At 55.1% G+C, this 12,540-nt stretch carries 15 protein-coding genes; 5 read left to right on the top strand and 10 right to left on the bottom strand.

All coding sequences use genetic code 11. The annotated features are described in order from the left end of the window. Window positions 1–33 precede the first annotated feature (33 nt). Entirely contained in the window at window positions 34–1,452 is a 1,419-nt protein-coding gene (locus TPEN_RS02895) for a hypothetical protein (protein WP_011752230.1), read from the bottom strand. A 17-nt stretch (window positions 1,453–1,469) separates the two neighbouring features. Between TPEN_RS02895 and TPEN_RS02890 the strand changes: the two genes are divergently transcribed. The 3 genes from TPEN_RS02890 (at window position 1,470) to TPEN_RS02880 (ending at window position 3,510) form a co-directional block, all read left to right on the top strand. Then, entirely contained in the window at window positions 1,470–1,694 is a 225-nt protein-coding gene (locus TPEN_RS02890) for a hypothetical protein (RefSeq protein ID WP_011752229.1), read from the top strand. 62 nt (window positions 1,695–1,756) lie between these two features. After that, window positions 1,757–2,455 carry a ribosome biogenesis protein gene (locus TPEN_RS02885; protein ID WP_011752228.1) on the top strand — a complete coding sequence of 233 codons (699 nt, stop codon included), beginning with the start codon at window positions 1,757–1,759 and terminating at the stop codon, window positions 2,453–2,455. Continuing rightward, complete coding sequence (locus TPEN_RS02880) at window positions 2,452–3,510, top strand: pelota family protein (RefSeq protein WP_148677906.1); 1,059 nt, start codon at window positions 2,452–2,454, stop codon at window positions 3,508–3,510. Before TPEN_RS02885 ends, TPEN_RS02880 begins: the two co-directional genes overlap by 4 nt. On the opposite strand, the gene TPEN_RS02875 is transcribed toward TPEN_RS02880, so the two are convergent. The 3 genes from TPEN_RS02875 to TPEN_RS02865 are packed head-to-tail and all read right to left on the bottom strand — an operon-like array spanning window position 3,495 to window position 5,261. Beyond that, window positions 3,495–4,505: a methyltransferase gene (locus TPEN_RS02875; RefSeq protein ID WP_011752226.1), complete on the bottom strand. Its 1,011-nt coding sequence runs from the start codon at window positions 4,503–4,505 to the stop codon at window positions 3,495–3,497. The genes TPEN_RS02880 and TPEN_RS02875 overlap by 16 nt on opposite strands. Beyond that, the gene (locus tag TPEN_RS02870; RefSeq protein ID WP_052885065.1) at window positions 4,502–4,837 is read right to left on the bottom strand and encodes a hypothetical protein; all 336 of its coding nucleotides are present in this window, start codon (window positions 4,835–4,837) and stop codon (window positions 4,502–4,504) included. Before TPEN_RS02870 ends, TPEN_RS02875 begins: the two co-directional genes overlap by 4 nt. A gap of 52 nt (window positions 4,838–4,889) precedes the next feature. Continuing rightward, window positions 4,890–5,261 carry a hypothetical protein gene (locus TPEN_RS02865; protein WP_011752224.1) on the bottom strand — a complete coding sequence of 124 codons (372 nt, stop codon included), beginning with the start codon at window positions 5,259–5,261 and terminating at the stop codon, window positions 4,890–4,892. A 141-nt stretch (window positions 5,262–5,402) separates the two neighbouring features. Between TPEN_RS02865 and TPEN_RS02860 the strand changes: the two genes are divergently transcribed. Continuing rightward, entirely contained in the window at window positions 5,403–7,262 is a 1,860-nt protein-coding gene (locus TPEN_RS02860) for an ArsR family transcriptional regulator (protein ID WP_011752223.1), read from the top strand. A 70-nt stretch (window positions 7,263–7,332) separates the two neighbouring features. Here the strand turns inward: TPEN_RS02860 and TPEN_RS02855 are convergent, their stop codons facing one another. Beyond that, on the bottom strand, window positions 7,333–8,751 hold the full coding sequence (locus TPEN_RS02855; RefSeq protein ID WP_011752222.1) for a hypothetical protein: 1,419 nt from the start codon (window positions 8,749–8,751) through the stop codon (window positions 7,333–7,335). A 300-nt stretch (window positions 8,752–9,051) separates the two neighbouring features. On the opposite strand from TPEN_RS02855, the gene TPEN_RS02850 reads away from it, so the two are divergent. Next, window positions 9,052–9,264 (top strand): hypothetical protein, encoded by a 213-nt coding sequence (locus TPEN_RS02850; protein ID WP_148677904.1) that lies wholly within the window; start codon window positions 9,052–9,054, stop codon window positions 9,262–9,264. 56 nt (window positions 9,265–9,320) lie between these two features. Here TPEN_RS02850 and TPEN_RS02845 read toward each other — a convergent pair whose 3' ends face one another. From TPEN_RS02845 to TPEN_RS02825, 5 genes are all read right to left on the bottom strand, one after another. Continuing rightward, complete coding sequence (locus tag TPEN_RS02845) at window positions 9,321–9,953, bottom strand: RNA methyltransferase (RefSeq protein WP_011752220.1); 633 nt, start codon at window positions 9,951–9,953, stop codon at window positions 9,321–9,323. Window position 9,954: 1 nt separating this feature from the next. Beyond that, complete coding sequence (locus TPEN_RS02840) at window positions 9,955–10,248, bottom strand: 30S ribosomal protein S26e (RefSeq protein WP_011752219.1); 294 nt, start codon at window positions 10,246–10,248, stop codon at window positions 9,955–9,957. Window positions 10,249–10,303: 55 nt separating this feature from the next. Further along, window positions 10,304–11,011: a DUF2192 domain-containing protein gene (locus TPEN_RS02835; RefSeq protein ID WP_011752218.1), complete on the bottom strand. Its 708-nt coding sequence runs from the start codon at window positions 11,009–11,011 to the stop codon at window positions 10,304–10,306. A gap of 37 nt (window positions 11,012–11,048) precedes the next feature. After that, window positions 11,049–11,555, bottom strand: a complete 507-nt coding sequence (locus tag TPEN_RS02830) for a 50S ribosomal protein L16 (protein ID WP_011752217.1) — start codon at window positions 11,553–11,555, stop codon at window positions 11,049–11,051. A 182-nt stretch (window positions 11,556–11,737) separates the two neighbouring features. Then, on the bottom strand, window positions 11,738–12,511 hold the full coding sequence (locus tag TPEN_RS02825) for an RNA methyltransferase (protein WP_011752216.1): 774 nt from the start codon (window positions 12,509–12,511) through the stop codon (window positions 11,738–11,740). Window positions 12,512–12,540 lie beyond the last annotated feature (29 nt).

The following is a 12,540-nucleotide window of genomic DNA, read 5'->3' as shown; positions in this document are numbered from 1 at the left end:
AGGGGGCCGGGCGCCTTTCCCTGGTGGTTTACCCTATTCCTGCCTTGCCCCCAGCTTTTTAAGCGCTCTTTCTCGCGCCTTCCTTAGGCGTTCCAAGAGACGCTCTACGCTTCGGCGGGCAGGGTGGTCTAGAGGCATTGTTTCAAGCTCTTCTTGAACAAAGTCGATCAGGGTGTTGTAGGCCTCCGGGTGTTTATCGCAGTACCCCGTCAGCTCCCGCATACCGGCGTAGTAGCAGTAGTATTTCTTGGCTATCTTCATCTTTTTAACTACAAGACCCTCTTTCCTCGCTCTCTCAGGGAAATCGCGAAGCATCTCCTCGTTATCCTCGGTTATATACACTCGCGCCGCAAGAGTGTAGTAGTTCTTATTGCCTACGAGTTGCAGGTTCATCCGTACGCCGGCGACTTCCAAGTACCGCAGCGAGAGGCGGTACGGGCGGGGCTCCACGAATGCCAGGCTAGCTAAGAACTCTGCTTTCTTGCAGCCCGACGCAACCATGTATGCTAAGAGTTGCGGTACCTCCTTGTATAGAAGCCTCGCAATCCTGACCGAGCCCCCAGTTCTAACTTGGCGAGATCTTCGGCCGACTGCGAATTCCAGTACGTGTTTAGCCGAGTTTGGCCCTGGATACTCCCCATCAGCGGCGTATAGCAGTGCAAGCTTTAGCGCCCTGACGATGTCGACTTTTCCTTCGTTCGCCCCTCCTATCTCCTTCAAGATGATCCTCTGTTTCACCACTTTGGGGAGGCTCCACAAGCGAGGCGCATCGCGAACACCCTTAACAACCACGTACCACGTAACGCTGACTCTTGTCTCGTTGATCACTACGCTTTTAACGCAGATGGTTACATCCTTTTCCGGCCAGAAACCAGGGAAGGAGGCAACCTGCCAGCTCTGCGAAGTACTCATCTTAACTTCTCCGCGGTCTGCGTCGTAGCTAGCATCGCCCAGGACCCAACCCTCCTGCGCTACTCTGAGTAGCTCGGGTGGAATCCTCAGGGTATCGGGAAGCCTTAGCTTAGCGACCCTGATGTACAAGCGAACCTCAACACTCCAGTATCCGCTTTGCTTCAAGTGCACGTAGAGCCTCCACTTCGCACCGGAGAGCTTCGCCTTCCACCGTGTCTTCCCTGTTCTCTTGATCTTGAGTTCGTCTACACGCTTCAGGGCTTCCCTCATCGCTTTCTCCGCCTCTCTGAACGCCTTCTCCTCGCCTTCCCCGAGCCTGCCAACGTATTCAACGTAGGCCTCGCCGTATTGCGCATAGTTGGCCTTTATTTCTGCTAGCTCCCGCGCAACCTGCTCGTGAGTAGCTTTGAGCCCCCTATAGTTGCCGCGCGGAAACAACGCTTTCTCTAGAAGCTCTTTAAGCTTCCCGCGGACGAACTCCTCGTCGAACTCTTCGACCCCTCCTGCCACAGTCCCATACCCCATCATTTCCCTACCCATACTTAACCCCTCCTTAAATGGTGGAAAGGGGCGCCCTCTGCGGGCGCGCAACCGCGACCTTCAAAGCCAGGGGTGTGGCGAGGCTTGAGGCGAGCAGCGACGCCGAGTTCCTGGGGAAGCTCATCGCGGCATTCGTCTGGGCCTTCGTGGAGCGCTTCCGCGTGGACGAGGTCAAGGTCTTCTACCCCGAGGACGAGGTAGCCCTGGCGACGGTAAGGGCGCTTGAAAAGCTGAGAGAATAGCCTAGCCCGGGCTGGCGTAAAAAACCTCACTTTTTTATTCCCGTTCGCGCGCTGAGTACAAGATGAAGAAGTTGGTCCTAGTATTGGCGGACGCCGGGCTAGAGCTGGTACCGAGGGAGCTCTGGAGCCACCCAGCCGTGAAGAGCCATGCGAAGCGGCGCGGCAAAAACCCAGGAAGGATGCTGCTGGACATCTCGGTGCACTACGCGGCGATGAAGACGCTTAACGAGTACTGGAAGAGGGGTCGACCGGACATAGTGCACGTTTCCCTCCTGGTGGCCCAGGACTCCGTGCTCAACAGGCTAGGCTACCTGCATACCGTTATACACACGTACGACGGTAAGCTCGTCGAACTGGACCCCAGCATGGTGGTTCCGAGGAACTACAACAGGTTCGTGGGGCTTTTCGAACAACTACTAGAGAAGGGACAGGTACCGCCGGGCTCCGAGAAGCCTCTCGCGAAGCTACGCACGGGGAGAAACCTCGGCGAAGTTTTGAAAGAGATGGGTGTGGACGCCGTGTACAGGCTTAGCGAGAAAGGCGAGCCCGTAAAGCCCTTAGACCTCGCTAGGAGGATTGCCGGCTCAGACGTGCCGGCCGTGATAATAGGAGCATTCCAGAGGGGGGAGTTCAGCAAGGAAGTGCTCAGCATCGAAGCAGAGGAGTACTCCATATTCCGCGAAGCCCTCCCCGCGTGGACGGTGGTCGCGGAGGTTGTAGTCTCGCTAGAACACGTATCGGTGTGGGGTGCCTCGCATTGAGGGTACTGGGGTTGAACCAAGAGAGAGGCGAGGTCGAACTCGTGGTCGAGGTATTAGAGGATCTCTACTACCTGTTTCTACTCGTACGTAAAGGTGACGTAGTCTATGGTTGGACTACGCGCCAGTTGAGGATCGAGCGGGCCACGGGCGAGGAGCGCGGCGAGAGGATTCCAGTCTACCTCGGAGTAGAGGTGGAGAAGGTCTCCTACGCCAAGTTCTCCGAGAAGCTGAGGTTCACGGGAAGGGTTGTCGAGGCGCCCGAGGAGGTTTACGCGAAGGGATCGTTTCACACGATACAGGTGGGGGTTGGAGACCGCGTTAAGATCGTGAAGAAGAGCGGGATAGACGGATTTACGAGAAACATCCTTGAAAAGGCTGCGTCGAAGATAAGAAGAGTTCTTCTGATCAGCGTCGGTGACGAGGAGGTGGCGGTCGGCTACCTTTCTCCCGTAGGCGTCGAGGTAAGAGCCGTGGTTGGCTATTCGCCTGTAGGCAGAGGGAAGGAAAGCAGCCTCGACGAGCGGTATAGAGAACCAATAGCGTCTATAGTGCAGAGAATTTTCGAGAGCGGGAGAGCTGAACATGTAGACGAGGTGGTGGTCGCGGTTAACGAGAGACTTGCGGAAGTGGTTTCAAGAGTATTAGGGGAGCTCGGCGTTAAGGCTAGGGTCGTCAAGGTATCAGAAGGTGGGGAAGCGGGGATCTACGAGCTGCTCAGGGGCGGTCAATCAAGGGAGCTCCTGAGCTCCGTCCGCTTACCCCTCGAGCTCGCAGAGGTAGAGAGAGTGCTCCAGGAGCTTTTCAGCGGTAAGGGCAAGGCGGTCGCTGGGCTTGAAAATGTCGAGAAAGTAGCCGAGTGGGGGATCGTCAAGACGCTCATAGTGTCGGATGCGTTGTTATTCGGCGAGGAGTCTAGGGAGAGAGTACTCAAAGTCTTAGGCGAAGTTTTTTCCCGGAACGGCAAGATATTCATAGTACCCGAGGAAAGCGAGGCAGGCCGCAAGCTAAAACCATTTGGAGGAGCTCTGGCCGAGCTCTACTACTCTCTCGAGTAGAGTAGCATGTAACTCAGTAATCCTCCCTCGTTCAGCCTCCACTCTCCTACTTTCAAGAACGAGTGTTTCTGTGCAAGGCTCTCGACGAGCTTTCTGTGGGGCGTAAGTACGGCAAGCCTCCCCCCTTGGACGAGGACGCGGGAAGCCTCGGTGAAGAGAGCCTCGTAAACCTTCCGGAGCCCTCCCACAGCCTTCTCCCTTATCCCGAACGGTGGGTTCGTCACGACAGCATCGATGGAGCCTGACCTTAAGGGAGCACTCCTGATATCAGAAACCACAAGATCTAGCTCCTTGCCCACCGCGAGAGAGTTTTGCAATGCTCCAGCAATAAACTCCGCGTTTACATCGCTACATACAGCGCGTGCCCAGGGGTAGACTTCTAGGCACTCCAGCGGTATGGTTCCGCTACCGCAGAAGGGATCCCATAAGGATTTCCCACCGCGCACCGCGCGGCAGAGGGCATAGGCAATCAGGGGGTTGAGCGCGGATCTATGGATGAATCTCCTGTAGGGTCTGTCTCTAAGGCTACGGTGGAAGCAAAGGTCTACACCGTACCTGTAAACCCCCTTCTCGTACTCAACGTACACGGGTATGTCTGGAAAGTCCAGCGAGACGTCGAGATTCAGCCTCGTCTTTACCATTTCCCCTATCTTAGCGGCTATCTCTAGGGACGTTAGATCGATATCCTTAGTTATCCTCTCGGCGTGAACAGAGAAGAACCTGAAGAAACCTGAGAATTCTCTCAGCTTCTCCGAAAGGTCGATTCCCGCCTCCTCTATCGATGCCGCTTCGCCAAAGAACAAGTACACTTTCTCGACCGACCGCGCCTTCTCCATGAGAATCGCTAAACACCGTTCGTCTATCTCGGCGATAACTCTCCCCGACCCTTCGCGCGCCGAGAAAACCCTTACTTCTCCGCATATCTCGCGGAGCTCCTCGCAGACAAACCACTCAAGTCCCTGCACGGTGGTAGCGAGTATGCGCACTTCTTTCATCGCGCGCGCACCAGCTTCACTAGGACAGTGAAGAAATGCTTCCTTGCTAGGTCACGTGCAACCTCCCAGTGTATCTTCCCGAAGCTCTTGTACACTGAGAGCGCGAAGTAGCCCACGAGAAGCCTAAAAACAACGTTGTCCAATGTGCCTTCCTCGACGTAGATACTCTCGGACACCAGATCTACCCACACTCCCTCGTAAACCTTCACCATGCCGCTTCCCGGAGGCTCCCCGGATACGACTACCTGCCCCACGCTCGGTGCCACGAGCCCCTCCCTTGCCGCGAGAGACTCGGCGAGTAGCAACACTTCTCTAACTGTCTCCGCATCCACCAATTAGAGAAGGAGGCGCAACTTAAAAAGTAATTTTTCGTTCAAGCTGTATTCACACTCTGAGTGCTGTCCGGGCTTGCTGAACTTTCTCTAGGATCATGTTCAAGTCCTCCAGGTTCCTTATAACCACTTTCTCGTAGCTCTTCGCGAGAACCCAGAGAGGAGTATCCTTCTTTACGGCGTACTTTACTCCGTGCTTTGTTTTACCAAGCACGACGACGTAATCCTTCTCCCTCAGCCTCTCCAAGACGTCCTTCACGAGAGTCAGTACTACCGGTTGAGTATCTATTCCTGCAAACACGGCGACTTTTTTGGCGTTGAAGGTAATTATGCTACCGCGGGTATGCCTTATCATCTCGAGCAAGGCCTGCACTACGCGCACGCTGAACTCGTTGTAATCCCTGTATACGGGGACCTGCACCACGTAGACCTTGGGGCTTCACGCTATTCTAACGAGTTTCAGATACTAAAGAAGGATTAGAAGAAGGTATTACTGTTCTAACATGACTGCGCGACTCCAAGAACCGCGTGAGGCATAAATCGCTCAATCGCTTTACCTCTCGTAATGGTTCATGTTTACAGGTTGCTTAAAGCAGTATCGAACGAAATAAGGCTTCAAGCAATGAGGTTGCTCAGGGATAGGAGGAAGCTGAGATTCGGAGACCTCGCATCTTACCTCGACGTAAGCCCCGAGAAGCTAGCCTTCCACCTCCGCCAACTGAAAGAAGCCGGGATAGTCGTACAGGAAGGCGACTACTACACGCTGTCAACCGTCGGGCTACGAGTCTTGGAGATCGTGGATGCTCTCTCACTGGAAACAAACGAGTACCTGGAGCGCCCCGTGCTCCTTGCGAGCGGCATTTCCATCCCGCTGAGAGAGTACCTCTCGTCCCTCATAGACTTACTGTGCAAACCCGGAACGCACAGGAAGCTGAAAAACAACATCATGCTTGATAGCCTGTCATTCATAGAGAAGCACTGCCACTACAGCTACATCCCAGAGCACGTTGTGAAGCTGGCTGTCCTCAGCGCAACCTTCTCCAAGGGGTGTACACGCGAAGAGGTCCCGGTGAGCATCGAGTTCTCCGGGCAAAGCACATCGTGGAAGGAGAAGGTAGACGTTGATCTTTTGGCTCGGGTTGGGCTGCTGGAGCCCTTGGAGAGAGGAATACTGCTCTTCGATGCGAAGTGGAGTACGGGGGTTAAGGCTCTCTACCTCGGCGTGGACTCTATGGAAGATCTGAGACTCCTGGCGAGGTATAGCAGGCTCTACGACGAGCTCGTGTTATCGCCGAGCGCGGATAGAGAGCTTATATCTGCAGCTGTGAGCCTTCTCGGGGATAGAGTTTCTCTAACACTCTACCTCGATTACGGGGAGGATGCTCGAGAAGCTCTTTCCGGCTTCTTAGAGGGGAGCTTGCCCTCCCCGGGTACGCTTTTCCAGATACGTATTAGCGACGTGGACTCTCTCGGAGAGGAGGACTATAGGCTTTTTTCCAAGATGTTTAACAGCGGGTTTCCACTGGTCTTCTCGTTCCAAGACCAAGTTATTTCGGGAGGACTCTTCTCCGTCCCAACGGGGGGCAAGCCATGGGTGCATCTCGGCGCCGCGACGTTCGTGCTTCCAGTCCTATACAGAAGCCTGGCAGGCATAGAGGATCCCATGGTTTTACTCGAAAAGGTTCTCGAGAAATCTGGCGGGTTAATCAACGAACTTAAGAGGAGAACAACCTTGCTTACGCGGGTCCTTGGAGGTAGGCTGAGCGAGGCTAGCTACGCTTTCCAGTTCTGCTACGCAGGCTACGAGGCCGCGCTTCTCCAGGAGCGGCCCGAGTACGTCGACGCTCTGGGTAGCAGTACCTACAGGGAGCTACTCGTACGGGGGGCTACCGGGTTTATAACCACGCTGGCAGGACTAGCCGCGAGCCCGGGTGACGTGCACGCTGTTCACGCGTACTTCTCCCCCAGTCCGCACCTAGCGACGACGGCGAGAGTCTGGCGCTCCAAGTATCCCGAGTACGTCAACGACTTATCCCCCTTTGTTTACAACGCCAAGACGGGAAGAACCCCAAAGAGCATCTTGCAACTAGAGTCGGCGCTCCACGGTAGCGGCGGGCTCGTGAGCGTACCCGAGATCCGCTTTACCAGTTTATCGCCGGCCGACATGCTTGTAGTGCTGAAGGCCTACGCGAAAAGAGGGTTAAGGACAGTAACCTTCACGAAGACAAGCCTGTACCACTGCACCGCGTGCGGACACGTTTTCGTATCGAAGGCTTTGCGGTGCCCGAAGTGCCTTTCAACCGGCGTGGAACAGCTCGTGAGGGTTAAGCTTGTGTACCGCGCGGCATCCAGCGTCGGCCCGGATGTGCTCGCGGAGACAGCCTCAAGGCCCGTGGTTAGAAGTGTGGAGGAGCTACTGGTTTGACCGGCGCGAGCGCGCGAGCTTCACGAGTACTTTAATGAGGAGGGGGGCCGGGCGCCTTTCCCTGTTGGTTTCATGCTTTAGCGTCTTGGTGCCCCAGCTTTTTGAGCGCTTCCTCCTTCGCCTTCCTTAGGCGTTCCAAGAGGCGCTCTATGCTTCGGCGGGCGGGGTGGTCGGGAGGCGTTGCTTGAAGTTCTTCTTGGACAAACTCGATCAAAGTGTCGTAGACGTGCGGATATCGGTCAGCATACTTCATTAGCGATTTTTCGCCAGCACGGTAACCCCAATACCTCTTACTCACCTTCACCCTTCTGACTTCTAGACCCTCGCGCCTCGCCCTCTCGGGGAAATCGCGAAGCATCTCCTCGTTATTGCGCGTGATGTATACTTGGGCCATAAGGTAGCGGCGGTTCTTAGGGCCTGCGAGCCGCAGGTTCATTTTAACACCGCACACCTCCAGGTAGCGAGGCGCGTAGTGTCGCGGCTTCACGGATGCCAGGCTCGCTAAGAACTCTGCTTTCTTGCAACCCGACGCGACCATGAATGCTAATAGTTGCGGCACTTTCTCGTAGAGAAGCCTCGCAACCCTGACGGATTGCTCCGTTCTAACTCGGCGAGATCTTCGGCCAACCGCGAAATCCAGATAATGGAGGGCCGAGTTTGATCCTGGATACTTTCCGTCTGCGGCGTAGTACGTTGCGATCCGAACGGCTCTTCGCTCATCTATATTGCCCTTGTTTGCCTCCTCAATCTCGGCGACTGCCATCCTCCGCTTCTCCTCCTTCCTTAGCCTCCACCATCGGGGCACGTCGCGAACCCCGTGTACTCTCACTTGCCACATTATGCTGACGTGAGACTCGTGGATCACTACGCTTCTAACGTAGATCACTACCTCCTTTCCCGGCCAGAAACCGGGAAAGGAGGCAACCTGCCACGTCTGCGCTGTACCCATCTTGACTTCTTTCTTGTTTGCGATGTACGACGCATCGCCAAGAATCCAGCCATCCTGGGCCGCTCTGAGTAGCTCAGGCGGAAGCCTTAATGTATCGGATAGCCTGAGCTCGGCGACCTTGAAGAGAAGGGCGACCTCGACCTGCCAGTGCCCGGTTGGTGTTCTGCAAACGTATAGCCTCCATCTCCTGCCTGGGAGCTTAGCCTTCCACGTCGTCTTCCCTGTTCTCTTGATTTCGAGTTCGTCTGCGTGCTCTAAGGCTTCTTGCATCGCTTTCTCCGCCTCTCTGTAGGCCTTCTCCTCGCCTTCCCTGAGCCTGTCGACGTGCTCGACGTAGGCCTCGCCGTATTGCACATAGTTGGCCTTTATTTCTGCTAGCTCCCGTGCAACCTTGCTGTGCGTAGCCTTTAGACCCCTATAGCCGCTGGGCGGAAACAGCGCCTTCCTCAGGAGCTCCTCGATCTTCCTGCGAATAAACCACTCGTCGAACTCTTCAACCCCCTCCCCCGCTCCATCCCCCCTCATTACTACTTCATTCATACCTACCACCCCTCCTTAAATGGTGGGGTGGGCGCCCTATTCGGGCGCGCGATCAGGGGTCAGCGTAGAGGGAGGGACCGGGGAAAGAGGGGGGCGGCAAAAAAAGATACTTTTCAGGCTGGGGGTTTAGGACTCTAACTTAGGCGAGCAGTATCTCGTGCACTATTTTCTCAAAAGAGGCGCGCAGGTTCGGAGGTAAGCTGTACTCGAAGGTGTAGTGTTTCACGCTGGGCAACTTGTCCAAAAGCCACAAAAACACCTCCTCAACGCCGTCGTTGTCAAAGAACCCGCGCGCGCGTTATCGTTAGGACTATCGGCGCTCTCTCGAGGCTCTTGGCGAGCACTCTTAAGGGTGACGGGCTCTACGAGGCTAGGCTGGTAGAGGCGTTGGACGCGATAGAGGAGTTCCTAGCCTCCGTGAGAAGCGCTCCGGCGAGAGTCGAGGAAGACGAGGAGTTAGCAAGGGAGCTGGAGGAGGACGTCGAAGAGCTGAGAGGGCTAGGGCTGGCATAAAAACCCCCTTTTTATTCCTTTCTTCCTTTTTCCCTGGTTTGTAAACGTGGGCGCTTCTACGCGTGGCGGCGTAGACGCGACGACCGGTCAAGCAGTTCGTGTACGAAAGCGATGCAGTGGCTCGTTAAGTAGGGAGTTCTCCCGATGCTTATCACTCCGTCTACTAGTCTTGTTACCTGGCGCAGAAGGTCCGCGGGTATCCCTATGTGGTCACCTAGCACAAAGGCTACCGGCTCCTCGAGGTTGACGTTGGCGTAGCTAAGACCGTTCTCGTCGAGCAGGTATACGGGGTAGCCGGCCCCCTTGAGCAACGATACAACGTCTACAAGCCGGGCGCCCTTCTCCACGAGTAGCCCATCTACCTTCTTGCCGGAAAGGGCTTCGAGTATTAGCCCACCGAAAAAGCCCTCGGATCTCTTGCCACCAGCGGGCACCCTCCACGCGTAGAGGCCTAGCGGAGGATTCGGTGGACCGTTCAGCAAAGCTACGAGAAGCGTGTTGAACCTCTGGCTCTCGAGATCCCAGAGAGCGTTGATAAGGGACCTCGCGACGACGTCCATCCTGCCGCCAAGCGTGGCTAAAGTGGACACCGTGAATACAGGAGCCGTGGCAGCCGTGTTTGAAAAAACCACGAATACACGGCTAAACTTCTCTCTGAAAACGAGCTCCCTTAAAACCTCTAAAGACATCTTAGAACGGCAAGTTGATTTTCTGGGACTTTCTCTCCTCCTCTGGGCGAATCTTGATTATCCCACGGTGGATCGCGCACCTAAGGCAAAGATACTTCGTAACAGTGTACTGCGGGAGTATCGCTCCCTTATCTCTAAGCTCCTTTGCCAGCTGAGGATCAATGGGCATTACTGGCTTGGTGATTTTAACAGCCTTCGACCTCGGAATAAGGGCGCCACATTCGTCGCACTGCACCAGGTCCTCCTTACCCTTGTCGCCCTTGTGACGCCCGCGGCTCTTCCTCTTCTTAGGCATAAATCACAGCACCCGTCCTCTTCATAGTGCCACAGTATATATATTTAGCGATTCGTCAAGAACTTCTTTCGTGCGCGTGTAGGCTCAACGCGCTGTTGACCTTGAACTCTGGCACCTTAAGCGCATTCACTGCTATGTCACGTATAAACGAGTCCGGAGGTGCCGCTTTCTCGGCGTTCAGCTTTACGCACAGCGCATGTTTATAGGCCTCTTTCTCCAGCCTATTCCTTATTTCTCCCGCCGCTATCTTCTCAGCTAGCCTGAAAGCTATGTAGAACCGCTTAAAACTTGTAAAGTTGCGGTCCAGCTCTGGGAAAGCTTTTTCAAACGACTCGAGCACCCTGATGAAGGTCTCTTCGTCCATGAATCCCAGAACTACCGCGGTCATTGCTAGGCGTAAAACCCTAAAGACGTTATCCTCCTCTGTTGAACCGAACTCTGAAACCACGGCGTTCCTCGGATCCTCGCCGGAGAGAACCCTCGATAGAACCTTGTCCGCCTTTATCTCAACGTGGAAGAGGTCGGAGAAGCTAGAAATCTCGTCTTCCAGTGCTAGACCGTACTTGCCCACGAGGTACAGCGTGGCAAGCTCTTTATCATAGATGTTTATACGGGTCTTCCCGCGTATGGGCTCGAGTCTATTCTCCCTGTACACAGCCTCGAGGTAGGAGACCAGTTGCTCCCTGTTCTCAAAGGTTTTCTCGAGAATTTCCCCCCATACATTTATCGCTACTTCTATTCGCTTCCTATGAACCTCCTGCAACCCGCCGAACCCCGGGCACTAGACAAGAAGCTCGCCCCTACTGTGCCTGCTCCACTATTATCCTGCTGGGAAGAGGTATCTTCGAGGCAGCCCTCCTCAAAGCCTCCTTCGCATGGTCAATGTTCTTAGCATCGACCTTGACGAGCATAACGATCTGACCCGCCTCCACCCTGGCTGCGCGCCCAACGGGGGTTCCGAAGGAAAGCCTCATGCCGTCCTGAAGCCTGTCCGCGCCCGCCATGGCCATCATCTTGTTTTCTCTGAGGATGTGGTGCGGAAACACCGCCACTCTGAGGAAGAAGTTTGCCTCCCCGACCTTCGCCGTTAGGTACTTGTTGGCATGCTGCCTGGCAGCTTCGAGCGCGTTAGCCCTTATCTGCCCGGGTCTCATAACCACGAGCTTGAGGACAGTGTTGAAGTTCCCCTTAGGGTTGCCTAGATCAAACTTCGGAATAAGTACTGGGGGGTTGCTCTTTATGTACTCAAGGCGTGTATACGGTGGAGTACCAAAGTGCCTGTAGCACCTACCGGGTCTTAGAGGCATTCACACTCACCTCTTACCAAGCTACTCATAGCACTAGTACATGGCTTATATACTTTTATGTTTTCGCGATCCTGGTGCGTGTAGAACAGGTACTTCGCGCGTGCAAAGGAGCTGTTGGGCGCCTTTTCCTGCTGGTTTTCCGCTTTAATCGTCCTAGTTCCGCGCGCGACTAGGCTTGCGCGCTACTTCGACTGCTTATGCGTTATTCGCGCGCTTTCTCGGTGTGTACGCTTTATGGTCTCCAAACTGTCTCTCACGAGCCCGAAGAGAATCCTCAGATCCGTCTTCGAGAAACGTGTTTCGGCTAGCAAACGTTTAATCGAGAGCAGGAGGCGTTCAGACCTTGTTTCATCGTAGCCTAGTAGCGTGGTAAGGTCTCCGAGGTGCTTCAGGAAAGCCTCCACTTCCTCTCTCGGCGGCCTCTCCAAGCTCTGCTGAACCGAGTGATACTTGTTGAAAAGCTCGTAGAATACTATCGCGGCGGCGTGGGAAGCGTTAAGCGACGGGTACTCGGGGTTCGCCTCTATAGTTACAAGCATGTCGCATATTGAAAGCTCCTCCGCGCTAAGCCCCCAGTCCTCCCTGCCTATTACGACGAGCTTAGACCCCGTAGACTCGGCAAAGAGAGAAGCCATCTCGCCAGGTGATACGTACCTCCGCAGGGGTGGCTTCCCCTTAACTCCAGTTGTACAAGCAACTAGGTCGTGCATACCTACGAGCTCGCCGAGGCTTCCAACGATCACGGCGTTCTCCACTATGTCCGCCGCGTGCATCGCGTACCTCCTGCTCTCAAGCCCCACGCTGCACCTAGGCTTCACCAGGTAGAGCTTCGCGAGACAAAAATTCTTCATGGAGCGGGCAATGTAACCTATGTTTTGCTCGTAAAGCGGCTCTACGAATGCCACGGAAACCTCCTTAGCGAGCCGTTCGCAGGGGGCCTCGCGGTGCGCGCCCATGCAGACCCTAAGACCAGTGCCGCATAAAC

It is taken from the genome of Thermofilum pendens Hrk 5 (assembly GCF_000015225.1).
In the GTDB taxonomy this organism is placed as follows: Archaea; Thermoproteota; Thermoprotei; order Thermofilales; family Thermofilaceae; genus Thermofilum; species Thermofilum pendens.
This window is presented reverse-complemented; position numbering and strand designations above follow the sequence as displayed.

Coding starts and splice junctions, on each gene's coding strand:
- TPEN_RS02860 (WP_011752223.1), top strand. CDS start 5,403: ATGGTTCATGTTTACAGGTTGCTTAAAGCAGTATCGAACGAAATAAGG.
- TPEN_RS02825 (WP_011752216.1), bottom strand. CDS start 12,511: ATGGGCGCGCACCGCGAGGCCCCCTGCGAACGGCTCGCTAAGGAGGTT.
- TPEN_RS02890 (WP_011752229.1), top strand. CDS start 1,470: ATGGTGGAAAGGGGCGCCCTCTGCGGGCGCGCAACCGCGACCTTCAAA.
- TPEN_RS02895 (WP_011752230.1), bottom strand. CDS start 1,452: ATGGGTAGGGAAATGATGGGGTATGGGACTGTGGCAGGAGGGGTCGAA.
- TPEN_RS02855 (WP_011752222.1), bottom strand. CDS start 8,751: ATGAATGAAGTAGTAATGAGGGGGGATGGAGCGGGGGAGGGGGTTGAA.
- TPEN_RS02840 (WP_011752219.1), bottom strand. CDS start 10,248: ATGCCTAAGAAGAGGAAGAGCCGCGGGCGTCACAAGGGCGACAAGGGT.
- TPEN_RS02845 (WP_011752220.1), bottom strand. CDS start 9,953: ATGTCTTTAGAGGTTTTAAGGGAGCTCGTTTTCAGAGAGAAGTTTAGC.
- TPEN_RS02875 (WP_011752226.1), bottom strand. CDS start 4,505: ATGAAAGAAGTGCGCATACTCGCTACCACCGTGCAGGGACTTGAGTGG.
- TPEN_RS02830 (WP_011752217.1), bottom strand. CDS start 11,555: ATGCCTCTAAGACCCGGTAGGTGCTACAGGCACTTTGGTACTCCACCG.
- TPEN_RS02885 (WP_011752228.1), top strand. CDS start 1,757: ATGAAGAAGTTGGTCCTAGTATTGGCGGACGCCGGGCTAGAGCTGGTA.